Origin of the sequence: Aeromicrobium sp. SORGH_AS_0981 (assembly GCF_031453195.1) — a bacterium.
GTDB lineage: Bacteria > Actinomycetota > Actinomycetes > Propionibacteriales > Nocardioidaceae > Aeromicrobium.
Genome location: NZ_JAVIZD010000001.1, coordinates 2,049,317 through 2,064,201 on the forward strand (window position 1 = coordinate 2,049,317; position 14,885 = coordinate 2,064,201).

At 71.5% G+C, this 14,885-nt stretch carries 13 protein-coding genes and 1 pseudogene; 13 read left to right on the forward strand and 1 reads right to left on the reverse strand.

The features are described from left to right. Positions 1 to 6: 6 nt before the first annotated feature. Both QE370_RS10400 and QE370_RS10405 read left to right on the forward strand, forming a co-directional pair. Positions 7 to 483 carry an SRPBCC family protein gene (locus QE370_RS10400; RefSeq protein ID WP_253022755.1) on the forward strand — a complete coding sequence of 159 codons (477 nt, stop codon included), beginning with the start codon at positions 7 to 9 and terminating at the stop codon, positions 481 to 483. Continuing rightward, on the forward strand, positions 473 to 964 hold the full coding sequence (locus QE370_RS10405; protein WP_067859075.1) for an SRPBCC family protein: 492 nt from the start codon (positions 473 to 475) through the stop codon (positions 962 to 964). Before QE370_RS10400 ends, QE370_RS10405 begins: the two co-directional genes overlap by 11 nt. Positions 965 to 1,642: 678 nt before the next feature. Here the strand turns inward: QE370_RS10405 and QE370_RS10410 are convergent. Next, a complete protein-coding gene (locus QE370_RS10410) occupies positions 1,643 to 2,383 on the reverse strand; it encodes a GntR family transcriptional regulator (RefSeq protein ID WP_067859072.1) in 741 nt (246 codons plus the stop codon). Positions 2,384 to 2,524: 141 nt separating this feature from the next. Between QE370_RS10410 and QE370_RS10415 the strand changes: the two genes are divergently transcribed. The 11 genes and pseudogenes from QE370_RS10415 to QE370_RS10465 all read left to right on the forward strand — a co-directional run bounded on the left by QE370_RS10415 (position 2,525) and on the right by QE370_RS10465 (position 14,885). Further along, positions 2,525 to 3,418: a TIM barrel protein gene (locus QE370_RS10415; protein WP_309634313.1), complete on the forward strand. Its 894-nt coding sequence runs from the start codon at positions 2,525 to 2,527 to the stop codon at positions 3,416 to 3,418. Continuing rightward, on the forward strand, positions 3,415 to 4,380 hold the full coding sequence (iolC, locus tag QE370_RS10420; protein WP_309634314.1) for a 5-dehydro-2-deoxygluconokinase: 966 nt from the start codon (positions 3,415 to 3,417) through the stop codon (positions 4,378 to 4,380). Before QE370_RS10415 ends, iolC begins: the two co-directional genes overlap by 4 nt. Beyond that, positions 4,377 to 5,293 (forward strand): annotated as a pseudogene (locus QE370_RS10425) (aldolase). Before iolC ends, QE370_RS10425 begins: the two are co-directional and overlap by 4 nt. After that, complete coding sequence (gene iolB, locus QE370_RS10430) at positions 5,290 to 6,204, forward strand: 5-deoxy-glucuronate isomerase (protein WP_374208195.1); 915 nt, start codon at positions 5,290 to 5,292, stop codon at positions 6,202 to 6,204. The pseudogene QE370_RS10425 and the gene iolB overlap by 4 nt, the downstream one beginning before the upstream one ends. Then, on the forward strand, positions 6,201 to 8,174 hold the full coding sequence (iolD, locus tag QE370_RS10435; RefSeq protein WP_309634315.1) for a 3D-(3,5/4)-trihydroxycyclohexane-1,2-dione acylhydrolase (decyclizing): 1,974 nt from the start codon (positions 6,201 to 6,203) through the stop codon (positions 8,172 to 8,174). Before iolB ends, iolD begins: the two co-directional genes overlap by 4 nt. After that, a complete protein-coding gene (locus QE370_RS10440; RefSeq protein WP_309634316.1) occupies positions 8,171 to 9,676 on the forward strand; it encodes a CoA-acylating methylmalonate-semialdehyde dehydrogenase in 1,506 nt (501 codons plus the stop codon). Before iolD ends, QE370_RS10440 begins: the two co-directional genes overlap by 4 nt. Positions 9,677 to 9,709: 33 nt before the next feature. Continuing rightward, a complete protein-coding gene (locus QE370_RS10445; protein ID WP_309634317.1) occupies positions 9,710 to 10,672 on the forward strand; it encodes a sugar ABC transporter substrate-binding protein in 963 nt (320 codons plus the stop codon). A 136-nt stretch (positions 10,673 to 10,808) separates the two neighbouring features. Further along, positions 10,809 to 11,846, forward strand: a complete 1,038-nt coding sequence (locus QE370_RS10450; RefSeq protein ID WP_253022740.1) for an ABC transporter permease — start codon at positions 10,809 to 10,811, stop codon at positions 11,844 to 11,846. Further along, the gene (locus tag QE370_RS10455; protein ID WP_309634318.1) at positions 11,843 to 12,721 is read left to right on the forward strand and encodes an ATP-binding cassette domain-containing protein; all 879 of its coding nucleotides are present in this window, start codon (positions 11,843 to 11,845) and stop codon (positions 12,719 to 12,721) included. Before QE370_RS10450 ends, QE370_RS10455 begins: the two co-directional genes overlap by 4 nt. Continuing rightward, entirely contained in the window at positions 12,718 to 13,896 is a 1,179-nt protein-coding gene (locus QE370_RS10460; RefSeq protein WP_253022736.1) for a Gfo/Idh/MocA family protein, read from the forward strand. Before QE370_RS10455 ends, QE370_RS10460 begins: the two co-directional genes overlap by 4 nt. Then, positions 13,893 to 14,885: a Gfo/Idh/MocA family oxidoreductase gene (locus QE370_RS10465; RefSeq protein WP_253022734.1), complete on the forward strand. Its 993-nt coding sequence runs from the start codon at positions 13,893 to 13,895 to the stop codon at positions 14,883 to 14,885. Before QE370_RS10460 ends, QE370_RS10465 begins: the two co-directional genes overlap by 4 nt.

The window sequence follows — 14,885 nt, forward strand, 5'->3', positions numbered from 1 at the left end:
AGCACCGTGCCGAACCGTAGCCTGATCGAGAGCTCCGTCGAGATCGACGCCCCGCCGTCCGTCGTCTGGAGCATCGTGTCCGACCTCAAGCGGATGGGGGAGTGGAGCCCCCAGTGCCGCCGCATGATCATCCGCGGCGGTGTGGTCCGCCAGGGCGCGCGCACGATCAACGTCAACCGGCAGGGCTGGAAGGTCTGGCCCACCCGCTCGTACGTCAAGGTCTTCGAGCCGGAGCACGAGCTGGCGCTCAAGGTCGCCGAGAACGGCACCGTGTGGACCTACCGGCTCGAGGCCCTCGACGGCGACCGGACCCGGCTCACCGAGTCGCGCACCGCGCCGAACGGTGTCTCGAGCCTGTCGAACCTGCTCACGAAGCACGTGCTCGGCGGGACCGAGGCGTTCGAGGACGAGCTCGAGCAGGGCATCCAGCAGACCCTGCAGCGGATCAAGGCCGAGGCCGAGGCCGGGGTCCGTGCCGCCTGAGTTCCCCGCCGGGGGCCTGCCGGCCCTCGAGGCGGAGACGTCGATCGACGCGTCCGTCGACGTCGTGTGGAGCCTGCTGTCGGACCTGCGCTCGATGAGCGAGCGCAGCCCCGAGACCGTGCGCATGGTGATCGCCGACGCGCCCCGCGTCGGGTCGCGCGGCGTCAACCTCAACCGCAAGGGTGCGGTGCTGTGGCCGACGACCACCCGCATCACCCGCTGGAAGCCACCCACCCACGACGGCTCCGCCGCCCTCGCGTTCCGCATCTGGCCCGTCGACGTCGAGTGGTCCTACGAGCTGACCCCCGAGGACGGCGGCACCCACGTCGTCGAACGTCGCAGCGCTCTCCCGTCCGCGGGCCTCTCCACCCGTCTCGTCGGGAAGTGGCTCATGGGCGGCGCCGAGAACCACGACGTCGAGCTCCTCGACGGCATGCGTCGCACCCTCGCCGCCCTGAAGGCGGAGGCGGAGGGGCGCTGAGGGGCAGGCCTGTTGGGTGGCTGCGGGGGTCGTGGCCTGCTGGTGCGCGGCCTGCGGGTGTCGTGACCTTGGCGGTGCGCTGCCGCAGGGGGTCAGGGGGTCCGGGCTTGCTGGTGCGCTGCCTCGGCGTTCGCTGGGGGCGGGCTCCGAAAGGGGCCTCGACCGGCAGCGGGCCCGGGCTGGCTTCGGGTCTCGGGGTCTGGTCTGGGCTCTCGGGTGACGCACGATTCTTCGTTTCTGCGTTCTTGACCCACCGTTCTGCGTTGGCGCGTCCTATCGGTGGACCTGCAACCTCAGAAGCCGTTCTGCGGTTGCAGATCCACCGATAGTGGGCTGTCGGCGCGAAAGTCTCTGCGTTCATGACGGGATCCCGGAGGAAACGCAGAACCGTTGGACCCTCAGCGCATCACCGCAGATTCTTGTGTCCATCCTCAGCACCAACCCGCAGCCGGAGACCCCGAACCAGCGCCGTCGCCAGCCGCCCGGTCGAGGCCTTTTCGGAGGTCAGGCCCAGCGCCAGCGGAGGCAGCGCAGCAGCACGACGAGACCCCTGCGGAAGCGCAGCAGCCAGCCGAGACCCCTGCAGGCAGCGCACCAGCACGCCCGGACCTCCGCAAGCAGCGCACCGCGAGGCCCCGGCGACCGCGACCAGCCCACCGGCGCGGTCGCGGCGCGACGTCAGCGGTCGACGAGGGTGACGTCGAAGCTGTACAGGCCGGGGCGGTAGGCGTGGCGGCCGAACTCGACGGCGCGGCCGAGGTTGTCGTAGGCGGTGCGCTGCATGGTGAGCAGGGGCGCGTCGACCTCCTCGCGGAGCAGGCGCGCCTCGACGGGGCGGACGCCGCGGGCGCCGATGCTCTGGCGGGCGACGCGGATGACGAACCCGGCGTCACGCAGGTAGGAGTACAGGCCCTGCGCCTCGAGGTCGACGTCGCCGAGGTCGACGATGGAGGAGGGCAGGTAGTTGTGCATGACGGCGAGCGGCTCGCCGCCGGCGATGAAGCGTAGACGTCGCAGTGACCAGACGGGCTCGCCGAGGTCGACCTGCAGCTGTTCGGCCACCTGCTCGTCCGCGGGGACGAGCAGCTGCTCGAGGACCGTGGTGCGGGGGTGCTGGCCGGCGGCGGCGAGGTCGTCGAACAGGCTGGTCAGCTCGACCTGGCGCCGCACCTGCCCGTGCACGACCTGGGTGCCGACGCCGCGGCGCCGCACGAGCATGCCTTTGTCGACGAGCACCTGGATGGCCTGGCGCATGGTCGGCCGCGACAGGCCGAGGTCCTGAGCCATCGTGATCTCGTTCTCGAGCCGTTCCCCGGCGCCGATCTCGCCGGACACGATGGCGCGCTCGAGCTGCTCGGCGACCTGGAAGTACAGGGGCACGGGGCTCGAGCGGTCCAGGGTGATCCGTGGGCTCGACATGCACGCAACCTAGCAGTCGAGGTTCAGACGTCAAGATGTCCTGACAAATGCTTGACAGTGACCCAGGACACGGTCCAGAGTCTTCCACGGACGTCATGTCCTGACATTCGAAACCGCCGCTCTTCCCACTCGAGGACCCCCATGTCGCAGATCGCCTCCCGTTCCCGCATCGCCGGTGCCCCCATCTCCTGGGGCGTGTGCGAGGTGCCGGGCTGGGGTTACCAGCTGCCCGCCGACCGCGTCCTCCCCGAGATGCGCGAGCTGGGCCTTGCCGCCACCGAGTTCGGCCCGGAGGGCTTCCTGCCCGACGCGCCGCAGGCGAAGGCGGAGCTGCTCGAGTCCTACGGTCTCTCCGCGGTCGGCGGCTTCCTGCCGCTCGTGCTGCACACCGACCACGACCCGATGCCCGAGGTCGACGCGTTCATCGACGACTGCCTCGCCGCCGGCGCCGGTGTCGTCGTCATCGCGGTCGCCACCGGCCAGGACGGCTACGACGAGCGTCCCGAGCTCAGCGACGTCGAGTGGAAGACGCTCCTCGGCCACCTCGACCGCATCGCCGACCGCGCCACCGAGCGTGGCGTGGTCGCGGCCGTCCACCCCCACGTCGGCACGCTCGTCGAGAACGCCGAGGAGACCCAGCGGGTCCTCGACGGCTCGCACGTCGGCCTCTGCGTCGACACCGGCCACCTGGTCGCCGCGGGCGCCGACCCGGTCGCGATCACCCTCGCCAACCTCGAGCGGGTCGTGCACGTCCACCTCAAGGACGTCGACGCCGACCTCGCCGCGCGCGTCCAGTCCGGCGACCTCGCCTTCTCCGACGCCGTCTCGCAGGGCCTGTGGACGGTGCTCGGACGCGGCAGCGTCGACGTCGCCGCGATGATCTCCGCGCTCGAGGGCCACGGCTACACCGGCTGGTACGTCCTCGAGCAGGACCTCAAGCTCACGGGCGAGCCGGAGGGCGAGGGCCCGAAGGTCGACGTCGCCGCCTGCCTCGCGTACGTCGAGGGCGCGCTCGCCACGGAGACCGTGGCATGACGTACGAGGTCATCACGCTCGGCCGCTGCGGCGTCGACGTCTACCCCGAGCAGGTGGGCGTGGGCCTGGAGGACGTCGCGACGTTCGCGAAGTTCCTCGGCGGCTCGCCCACCAACGTCGCCGTCGCCGCCTCGCGGCTCGGCCACCGCAGCGCCGTCATCACCAAGACCGGCGACGACCCGTTCGGCCGCTTCGTGCGCCGCGCGCTCGAGGGCTTCGGCGTCGACACCGCGTTCGTCGGCACCGACCCCGACCTGCCCACGCCGGTCACGTTCTGCGAGATCTTCCCGCCGGACGACTTCCCGCTCTACTTCTACCGCCGGCCCTCCGCGCCGGACCTGCAGCTGCGCGCCGAGGAGCTCGCCCCCTCCACCGACCTGTACCGCAGCGTCCAGGAGGCCGACATCCTCTGGTTCACGGTGACGGGCCTCAGCGAGGAGCCGAGCCGCGAGGCCCACCTCGCCGCGCTCGAGGCGCGTGGCAAGGACCGGCTGACGGTCATCGACCTCGACTACCGGCCCATGTTCTGGTCCGACCCCGCCGACGCCACCGCCGCGATCGCCGAGGTGCTGCCCTACGTCTCGGTCGCCGTCGGCAACCGCGAGGAGTGCGAGGTCGCGATCGGCGAGACCGAGCCGCAGGCGGCCGCCAAGGCCCTGCGCGCCGCCGGCGTGGAGACCGCGATCGTCAAGCAGGGCCCGGCCGGCGTGCTGGGCGTGCGTGGCGACGAGTCCGTCGTGGTGCCGCCGGTGCCGGTCGACGTCGTCAACGGTCTCGGTGCGGGCGACGCGTTCGGCGGGTCGCTCGTCCACGGACTGCTCTCGGGGTGGAACCTGGAGCGGACGCTCCGCTTCGCGAACGCGGCCGGCGCCTACGTGGCGGGCCAGCTCTCGTGCGCGGACGCCATGCCCACGCCCGACGTGGTCGAACAGGTCCTGAGCAACGGGAAGGTCGTCGCATGAGCATCGCCGAGCAGGACCGGAAGGGTCGCGCCACGGTCGACCAGGCCGCGATCGGCCGCATCATCGAGCAGCGCGTCAGCGACCCTGCCTCCATCGCCCGGGCGTGGGCCGAGCGCCGCCGCCCGACGTCGCTCGTCGGCAGCACGGGACGCCTCATGCTCGTGGCCGCCGACCACCCTGCCCGCGGTGCGCTGCGCGCCGGCGACGACGCCTTCGCCATGGGCGACCGCGCGCGTCTGCTGGACCGCATGGTCCGTGCGCTCGCCCGACCGGGCGTCGACGGTGTCCTCGGCACGGCCGACGTGCTCGACGACCTGCTGCTCCTCGGTGCTCTGGAGGGCAAGGTCGTCATCGGATCGATGAACCGCGGTGGTCTCGCGGGCACGGCCTTCGAGATCGACGACCGCTTCACCGGCCACGACGCCGCGACGATCCAGCGCGACGGCATGCAGGGCGGCAAGATGCTGTTCCGCATCGAGCCCGACGACGCCGGCACCGTCGCCACGATGCAGGCGTGCGCCGAGGCGGTGCGCGACCTCGCCGAGGCGCAGGTCATGGCCATGGTCGAGCCGTTCATCTCCCACCGCCGCGACGGACGGGTCGTCAACGACCTGTCGACCGCCGCGGTCGTGCGCTCCGCCACCGTCGCCGCCGGCCTCGCGCCGACGTCGGCCTACACGTGGCTGAAGCTGCCCGTCGTCGACGACATGGACGCCGTCCTCTCGGCCACCGGCCTGCCGGTGCTGCTGCTCGGCGGCGAGGTCTCCAGCGACCAGGAGGCGCAGTTCGCGGCCTGGTCGAAGGGGCCCTCGCGCACCCGGCCGTCCGCGGCATGGTCGTGGGTCGCAGCCTGCTCTTCCCGCCCGACGGCGACGTCGAGGCCGCGGTCGACGCCACGGTGGCGATGCTCTGATGTCCCACGTCGTGCGCAAGGGCGAGGGTGCGGTCGCACCCTTCGTCCTCGACGTCACCCCGAAGAGCGCGGGCTGGGACCACACCGGCCTCAAGGTGCTCGAGCTGGCGCCCGGTGCCTCGCAGACCGTCACCGAGGACGGCCACGAGCTGCTCGTGCTCGCCCTGTCGGGCTCGGCCACCGTGGTGGTCGACGTCGACGGCACGCCGACCTCCTTCGACCTGGCCGGACGTCCCGACGTCTGGTCCGGGCCGAGCGACGTGGTGTACGCACCGCTGGGCTCGGCCGTCACCGTCACGTCGGCCGCCGGTGGCCGGTTCGCGATCCCGACCGCCGCTGCCACGGCGCGCCTGGAGCCTGCGTACCTGCCCGCGGCCGACGTGCCGGTCGAGATGCGCGGAGCGGGCCAGGCGAGCCGTCAGGTCAACAACTTCGGCGTCCCCGGCGTGCTCGAGGCCGACCGCATCATCGCGTGCGAGGTGCTGACGCCCGGCGGCAACTGGTCGTCCTACCCGCCCCACAAGCACGACGAGGAGCGCGAGGGCGAGACCCGGCTGGAGGAGATCTACTACTACGAGGTCGCTGCCGGACCGGCCCCGGCGGGGGTGCGGGGCGACGGGCCGCAGACGGAGCGCCCTGGCATCGGGTACCAGCGCGTCTACGGGCACGAGAAGGCCGAGATCGACGTGCTCGCGGAGGTGCGCGACGGCGACGTCGTCCTCATCCCGCACGGCTGGCACGGACCGTCGATGGCCGCCCCGGGCTACGACCTCTACTACCTCAACGTGATGGCCGGCCCCGGCGACGAGCGGGCGTGGCTGATCTGCGACGACCCCGCCCACACCTGGGTCCGCGACACCTGGGCCGACCAGCCGGTCGACCCCCGACTTCCGTTCGGAGGACACCGATGAGCAGCACCCCCGCCGCCCGCACCGTGCGACTGACCGTCGCCCAGGCGACGGTCCGCTTCCTCGAGGCGCAGCACGTCGAGCGCGACGGCCACACGCACGCCTTCTTCGCCGGGTGCTGGGGCATCTTCGGCCACGGCAACGTCGCCGGCGTGGGTCAGGCGCTGCTGGAGCGCTCGCAGTCCGACGACCCGTCGCGCCTGGAGTTCTTCCACGGCCGCAACGAGCAGGCCATGGTGCACGCCGCCGTCGCCTACGCCCGCCAGTACGACCGCCTGCGGGCGATGGCGGTCACCGCCTCGGTCGGCCCGGGCTCCACGAACATGGTCACGGGCGCCGCGCTCGCGACCATCAACCGTCTGCCGGTGCTCCTGCTGCCCGGCGACGTCTTCGCCACGCGTCCGGCCAACCCCGTGCTCCAGGAGCTCGAGGACCCGTCGAGCATGGACACGACGGTCAACGACTCCTTCCGCTCCGTCTCGCGCTACTGGGACCGCGTGGCCCGCCCGGAGCAGCTGCCGTCGGCGCTGCTGCAGGCCATGCGCGTGCTCACGGACCCCGCCGACACCGGCGCCGTCACCCTCTGCCTCCCGCAGGACGTGCAGGCCGAGGCGCACGACTGGCCGGTCGAGCTGTTCGAGACCCGCGTCTGGCACGTCGGCCGCCCGGTGCCGCAGCCGGCCGAGCTCGAGCGCGCGGTCGCGGCCATCAAGGCCAGCCGACGTCCGCTCGTCGTCGCCGGCGGCGGCGTGATCTACGCCGGCGCCGACGCCGCGCTCGCCGCCTTCGCGGAGGCCACCGGGATCCCGGTGGGGGAGACGCAGGCCGGCAAGGGCTCGCTCCCGTACGACCACCCGCAGGCGCTCGGCGCGATCGGGGCCACCGGCACCACCGCCGCCGACGCGGTGGCCGCGGAGGCCGACCTCGTCATCGGCGTCGGCACCCGGTACAGCGACTTCACGACCGCCTCGCGCACCGTGTTCGCCGCCGAGGGCGTCCGCTTCGTGAACGTCAACGTCGCCCGCATCGACGCGCTCAAGCTGTCGGCCGCCACGCTCGTGGCCGACGCCCGCGAGGCGCTCGAGGCGCTCACCGAGGCCCTCGACGGCTGGCGCGTCGACGACGCCTACGTCGAGCGCAACACCGCCCTGGCGCAGGAGTGGGACGCGGTCGTCGAGGCGTCGCACCAGGCCGAGACGGGCGACACGCGACTCGTCCAGTCCGCCGTCCTCGGCGTCGTCAACGAGACGTCCGACCCACGCGACGTCGTGCTCTGCGCGGCGGGCTCGATGCCGGGCGACCTGCACAAGCTGTGGCGCACGCGCGACCGCAAGGGCTACCACGTCGAGTACGGCTTCTCCTGCATGGGCTACGAGATCGCCGGCGGTCTCGGCGTCAAGATGGCCGCACTCGACCAGGCCCGCGAGGGCACCGACGACGACCGCGACGTGTTCGTCATGGTCGGCGACGGGTCGTACCTGATGATGAACACCGAGCTGGTCACCGCGGTGGCCGAGGGCGTGAAGATCATCGTCGTGCTGGTGCAGAACCACGGCTACGCCTCGATCGGTGCGCTGTCGCAGAGCCTCGGCTCGCAGCGCTTCGGCACCCGCTACCGCTACCGCACCGACACCGGCCTCGACGGCGACGTCCTGCCGGTCGACCTCGCGGCGAACGCGGCGAGCCTCGGTGCCGACGTGGTCGTCGCGAGCAGCATCGACGACCTGCGCTCGGCGGTGGTGAAGGCCAAGGAGTCCACGCGGACGACCGTGATCCACGTCGAGACCGACCCGCTCGTGCCCGCCCCGTCCAGCCCGGCCTGGTGGGACGTGCCGGTCGCCGAGGTCTCCGCCCTCGACTCCACCCGCGAGGCCCGCACCACCTACGAGCAGCACAAGGCCGACCAGCGCCACCACCTGGCGCCCACCGACACCCCTTCCACCGCACAGCAGAGCGAGGACACCCCCCGATGACGTACGAGACCACCTACGACCACTGGATCGGCGGACAGAGCGTCGCCGGCACCTCCGAGCGCGTCGGCGACGTGTTCGACCCGGCCCTCGGCACGCCGCAGAAGGGCGTCCGTCTGGCCTCCGTCGAGGACGTCGACGCCGCCGTCCAGGCCGCGCGCACCGCGTTCACGACCTGGAGCGAGACGTCCGTGACGGCGCGCTCGCGCGTCATGTTCGCCTTCCGCCAGCTGCTCGTGGAGCGCGAGGAGGAGCTCGCGCAGGTCATCAGCGCCGAGCACGGCAAGACCCTCGACGACGCACGCGGCGAGGTCGTCCGCGGTCGCGAGGTCGTCGAGTTCGCCTGCGGCATCCCGCAGCTGCTCAAGGGCGAGTACAACGACCAGGTCTCCGGCTCGGTCGACTCCTACTCCTTCCGCCAGCCGCTCGGCGTGGTCGCCGGCATCACGCCGTTCAACTTCCCGATCATGGTGCCGCTGTGGATGCACCCGATCGCCATCGCCACGGGCAACACGTTCGTGCTCAAGCCGTCCGAGCGGGTGCCCGGCGCGTCGGCCCTGGTCGCGCGCCTGTACCAGGAGGCCGGTCTGCCCGACGGCGTCTTCAACGTCGTGCACGGCGACAAGGTGGCCGTCGACGCGCTCCTCGACCACGCCGACGTCGACGGCGTCTCCTTCGTCGGCTCCACGCCGATCGCGAAGTACGTGCACGAGCGTGCCTCCGCCTCCGGCAAGCGCGTCCAGGCCCTCGGCGGTGCCAAGAACCACGCGGTGGTCATGCCCGACGCCGACCTCGACTTCGCCGCCGACCACATCGTCGCCGCCGGCTACGGCTCGGCCGGCCAGCGGTGCATGGCCATCTCGGCCGTCGTCGCCGTCGGGCCGGCCGCCGACACCCTCGTCGACAAGATCCGCGAGCGCACGCACGAGATCAAGGTGGGCGTCGGCACCGACCCCGACGCCGGCATGGGTCCTGTCGTCACCAAGGCCTCGCGCGACCGCATCGTCGACTACATCGGGCAGGGCGAGTCCGCCGGCGCGAAGGTCGTCGTCGACGGCCGCGACCTCGTCGTCGAGGACCACGAGGAGGGCTTCTTCGTCGGCCCGACGCTCATCGACCACGTCACGACCGACATGAGCGTCTACACCGACGAGATCTTCGGACCCGTCCTCGCGGTCCTGCGGGTCGACAGCCTCGACGAGGCGCTCGACCTCATCAACAGCAACCCCTACGGCAACGGGACGGCGGTGTTCACCTCCTCGGGAGAGGTGGCCCGCACGTTCCAGCGTCGGGTGCAGGTGGGCATGATCGGGATCAACGTCCCCGTCCCCGTGCCCATGGCCTTCCACTCCTTCGGAGGCTGGAAGGACTCGCTCTTCGGTGACCACCACGTCCACGGTCCCGAGGGCATCCGCTTCTACACCCGCGCGAAGGTGGTCACCGCCAGGTGGCCGCACGTGAGCGAGGAGTCCCTCGCCGCCCTCCATTTCCCGACGGCTCACTGACGCCGGGCCCAGAAAGAGAAGGAAACCCCCACCATGAAGAAGCTCAAGGTCATCGGCGCGGTGATCCTCGCCGGATCGCTGCTCGCCGCCTGCTCGGGCACCGGCAAGGAGGACACCGGAGCGTCCAGCGACACGAAGGACCTCACCTACGCGGTCATCACGCACTCCGGCCCCGGCGACGCGTTCTGGGACCGCGTCAAGTCCGGTGCCGAGCGCGCCGGTGACGACTACGGCGTCAAGGTCGACTACAACGCCGACCCCGACCCGGCCAAGCAGTCGCAGCTCATCGACAACGCCGTCGCGCAGAAGGTCAACGGCATCGTCGTCTCGATGGCCAACCCCGACGGCCTCGAGTCGAGCATCAAGAAGGCCGTCGCCGCGGGCATCCCCGTCGTGACGATCAACTCCGGTGTCGACCGCTTCAAGGAGTTCGGCGCGATCACGCACATCGGCCAGTCCGAGACGATCGCCGGCGAGGCCGTCGGCGAGAAGCTCAAGGAGGCCGGTCTGAAGAACGGCATCTGCGTCATCCAGGAGGCCGGCAACGTCGGTCTGGAGGAGCGCTGCAAGGCCGCCGCCTCGACCTTCGGTGGGAAGATGAGCAACATCCAGGTCGACGGCACGAACGACGCCGAGGTCAAGGCCACCATCAAGTCCAAGCTGCAGTCCGACGACAGCATCGACGCCGTGCTCACGCTCGGTGGCCAGTACGCGATCGACGCCGTCGGCGCCGTGGACGAGTCCGGCTCGAAGGCCAAGGTCGCCACGTTCGACCTCTCCGAGGACGTCGTCAAGGACATCGAGGCCGGCAGCATCCTGTTCGCGGTCGACCAGCAGCCCTACGTCCAGGGCTTCCTGGGTGTCACGACGCTGTACCTGAAGTCGATCAACGGCAACGACGTGGGCGGTGGCCAGCCGATCAACTCCGGCCCCGCGTTCGTCACGAAGGACAACGCGGCCGACGTGGCGAAGTTCGCCTCGCAGGGCACGCGCTGACCCCGCGGGACGGGGACGATCCGGGGGATCGTCCCCGTCCCACCCCGGCGGCCCCGCCCGCCGACCAGCACCCCGCGCACCGCCCCACCCGTACGATCCCGCTCGGCCCCCGCCGGGCCCCACGAAAGGAGCTGTCATGACGACAGCCACGGCAGCACCAGACGAGAGACTGGCGACCACGTCGACGGTGTCGCGTCTCCTGACCCGCCCGGAGATGGGCGCCGCCGTCGCGGCCATCGCCGTCATGATCTTCTTCTCGCTCAACAGCGACCGCTTCCTCACCACGGCCGGTGCCGGCGTGTGGCTGGAGTCCGCCTCGACCTTCGGCATCATGGCCGTCGCGGTGGCCCTGCTCATGATCGGCGGCGAGTTCGACCTCTCCGCCGGCGTCATGACCGGCTTCACCGCCCTCGTGGTCGGCATCCTGACCACGAACTACGGACTCAACATCTGGGCCGCGGTGCTCATCGCGCTCCTCCTCGCGCTCGCCGTGGGCGCCTTCAACGGCTACATGGTCATGCGCACCGGCCTGCCGAGCTTCATCATCACGCTCGGCACGTTCTTCATCCTGCAGGGCATCGACCTCGCGGTGACGAAGCTGATCATCGGCCAGGTGACCATCCAGGGCATGACCGACGTGCCCTTCTACGACAGCATCCAGCCGGTCTTCGGCGCGTCGTTCACGATCGCGGGCGGCACGTTCTACGTCTCGGTGCTGTGGTGGCTCGCGGTCACCGCGATCGCCACCTGGGTCCTGCTGCGCACCAAGGCCGGCAACTGGATCTTCGCGGTCGGCGGCGCCCAGCAGTCCGCGCGCCAGGTCGGCGTGCCGGTGCTCAAGACCAAGATCGGGCTCTTCATGACGACGGCCGCGGCCGGCTGGCTCGTCGGCATGATCTCGCTGTTCCGCACCTCCACGGTGCAGGCGAACACCGGCGTCGGCCAGGAGTTCATCTACATCATCTGCGCCGTCGTCGGCGGCTGCCTCCTCACCGGTGGCTACGGCTCGGCGATCGGGGCGGCCCTCGGCGCGCTGATCTACGGCATGACCTTCCAGGGCATCACCTTCGCGCAGTGGGACACCAACTGGCTGCGCACCTTCCTCGGCGCCATGCTGCTGGCCGCCGTGCTCCTCAACAACTGGGTCCGGACCCGAGCGGAGACCTCACGATGACGAACGACACCCCGAAGCACACCACGACCGCCCCGGAGGGCGCCGCTCCCGGCACCCCGCTCATCGAGGTCGTCGACATCGGCAAGCGGTACGGCAGCATCATCGCGCTGTCCGACGTCACCACGTCGGTGAAGGCCGGCGAGGTCACCTGCGTCCTCGGCGACAACGGCGCCGGCAAGTCGACCTTCATCAAGATCCTCGCCGGTGCGCACGAGCACACCGACGGCGAGCTGCGGGTCGACGGGAAGGCGACGACGTTCTCCAACCCCCGCGAGGCGCTCGACGCGGGCATCGCGACCGTGTACCAGGACCTCGCGGTCGTCCCGCTCATGCCGGTCTGGCGCAACTTCTTCCTCGGCTCGGAGCCGAGCAAGGGGTTCGGCCCGTTCAAGCACATGGACGTCGACTTCATGAAGCGCACGACGAAGTCCGAGCTGGCCGCCATGGGGATCGACCTGCGTGACGTCGACCAGCCGATCGGCACGCTGTCCGGTGGTGAGCGTCAGTGCGTCGCCATCGCCCGCGCCGTCTACTTCGGTGCTCGGGTGCTGATCCTCGACGAGCCGACCGCGGCGCTCGGCGTCAAGCAGTCCGGCGTCGTGCTCAAGTACATCGCGAAGGCCCGCGAGCGCGGCCTCGGCGTCGTGTTCATCACGCACAACCCCCACCACGCCTACCCGGTCGGCGACCGCTTCATGCTGCTGCGTCGCGGCAAGAGCATGGGCGACTTCCCGAAGAGCGAGATGACGCTCGACGACCTGACGTCGATGATGGCCGGCGGCGCCGAGCTGGAGTCGCTGGCGCACGAGCTGGAGCGCACCATGGGCACCGACTCGGCCGTGGCGCAGCAGCTGAAGGACGAGGTGGGGGCGTGACGCAGGAGACCACGCGGCGCCCGGAGCTGCGCGTCGGCGTCGTCGGGCTGGGCTGGATGGGGCAGGTGCACGCCCGGGCGATGACCCGGCTGCTGCACCACTACCCGGACGCACCGCTGCGGCCGCGGCTCGTCGCCGTGGCCGAGCCCGTCGACGACGAGCGGACGCGGCGGGCGGTGGACGCGCTCGGCTTCGAGCACGTCCACACCGACTGGCAGTCGCTCGTCGAGCGTGACGACCTCGACGTCGTGTGCGTGACCGGTCCGAACTTCATCCACCGCGACGTCGCGGTGGCCGCGGCGCAGGCGGGCAAGCACCTGTGGGTCGAGAAGCCCGCCGGACGCGACGCGTCCGAGACGGCCGAGATCGTCGCCGCCGTCGAGGCGGCCGGCGTGCAGGCCGCGGCCGGGTTCAACTACCGCAACGTGCCTGCGGTCGAGCTCGCGAAGGAGCTCGTCGCGTCGGGCCGCATCGGTCGCGTGGAGCACTCCACCGTGCGCTTCCTCGCCGACTACTCCGCCGACCCGGACGCGGCGCTGTCGTGGCGCTTCCGCACGGCGACGTCGGGCACGGGCGTGCTCGGTGACCTCGTGAGCCACGCCGCCGACCTGCTGCGCCACGTCGTGGCCGACGTCGAGGAGCTCGTCGTCGACCGCGCCACGTTCATCGCGCAGCGTCGCGAGGCCGTCGCCGGTGCGATGCACTACGAGAAGGGTGCCGGGGCGCTCGGCGACGTCGAGAACGAGGACTACGTGAGCGCGCTGCTGCGCCTCGCGGACGGCTCGCGCGCCGTGCTCGAGTCGAGCCGCGTGGCCGTGGGGGAGCAGAACCGGTACGGCCTGGAGGTGCACGGCACCGAGGGGTCGCTGTCGTGGGACTTCCGTCGCATGAACGAGCTCCAGGTGAGCATGCGGGGCGCCGACGGTGCCTACCTCAACGCGTTCTCCACGACGCGCTACGCCACCCCCGGCGACGGCGAGCTGGGCGTCTTCCAGCCCGGCGCCAACAACCCCATGGGCTTCGACGACCTCAAGGTCGTGGAGGCCCGCCGGCTTGTGGAGTCGATCGCGACCGGCAAGCCCGTCGGCGCGACCGTCCACGACGCCCTGTCGGCGGCGCGGGTCGTCGACGCCATGATCACGTCCAGCGACGAGAAGAAGTGGGTACGACTGTGAGCACGAACCGTCTGCGCGTCGGCGTGATCGGGACCGGAGCGATGGGCCTGGCGCACGCGCGCACCCTCGCGGAGAGCGTCCCGGCGGCCGAGGTCGTCCGCGTCTTCGACATGGACACCGAGCGCGCCAAGGAGGTCGCGCACGGCGTCGGCGCCGAGGCCGCCGACAGCGCCGAGGCGCTGGTGGCCGACGTCGACGCGTTCGTCGTCGCCTCGCCCGACTTCACGCACGCCGACCTCGCGGTCGCCGGCATCGAGGCCGGCAAGCACGTGCTCTGCGAGAAGCCGCTGGCCGTCACCGCCGACGACGCGCGTCGCGTGGTCGACGCCGAGGTCGCCGCGGGCCGACGGTTCGTGCAGGTGGGCTTCAACCGCCGCTTCGACCCCGGCTTCGTCGACCTCAAGGCCGCGATCACCGACGGCTCGCTGGGCGACGTGCGCGTGCTGCACGGCATCCACCGCAACGCCTCCAACAGCACCAGCACCGACGACGCCACGCTCGTGACCGGCTCGATGATCCACGAGCTCGACACCTTCCGCTGGCTGCTCGACGGCGAGATCGTCGCGATCCGCGTCGAGTCGCCCGTCGTCGAGGGCTTCCGCGACCCGCAGGTCGCCACGCTGTGGACCGACGGCGGCCAGATGGCCACCGCTGAGGTCTTCGTGAACGCGGCGTACGGCTACGACGTGCGCGTCGAGGTCGTCGGCACGGGCGGGTCCGCGTCGCTCGAGCCCCGTCACCCCGTGCTGCGTCGCGTCTCGGGCCTGGGTGGCTCGGCGATCGGCAGCGACTTCGTGGAGCACTTCGCCGACTCCTACCGGATCGAGCTCGCCGCCTGGGCCGACGCGTCGCTGCGCGGCGAGGTCGTCGGCGCGAGCGCGTGGGACGGCTACCTGGCCAACGTCGTGGCCGCGGCCGGCGTCGACGCGCTGCGGTCGGGGCAGAAGCGCGACGTCGTGGTGCCCGAGCGTCCGTCGCTCTACGCCTGA

Coding starts and splice junctions, on each gene's coding strand:
- QE370_RS10410 (WP_067859072.1), bottom strand. CDS start 2,383: ATGTCGAGCCCACGGATCACCCTGGACCGCTCGAGCCCCGTGCCCCTG.
- QE370_RS10440 (WP_309634316.1), top strand. CDS start 8,171: ATGACGTACGAGACCACCTACGACCACTGGATCGGCGGACAGAGCGTC.
- iolC (WP_309634314.1), top strand. CDS start 3,415: ATGACGTACGAGGTCATCACGCTCGGCCGCTGCGGCGTCGACGTCTAC.
- QE370_RS10455 (WP_309634318.1), top strand. CDS start 11,843: ATGACGAACGACACCCCGAAGCACACCACGACCGCCCCGGAGGGCGCC.
- QE370_RS10445 (WP_309634317.1), top strand. CDS start 9,710: ATGAAGAAGCTCAAGGTCATCGGCGCGGTGATCCTCGCCGGATCGCTG.
- iolD (WP_309634315.1), top strand. CDS start 6,201: ATGAGCAGCACCCCCGCCGCCCGCACCGTGCGACTGACCGTCGCCCAG.
- QE370_RS10415 (WP_309634313.1), top strand. CDS start 2,525: ATGTCGCAGATCGCCTCCCGTTCCCGCATCGCCGGTGCCCCCATCTCC.
- QE370_RS10450 (WP_253022740.1), top strand. CDS start 10,809: ATGACGACAGCCACGGCAGCACCAGACGAGAGACTGGCGACCACGTCG.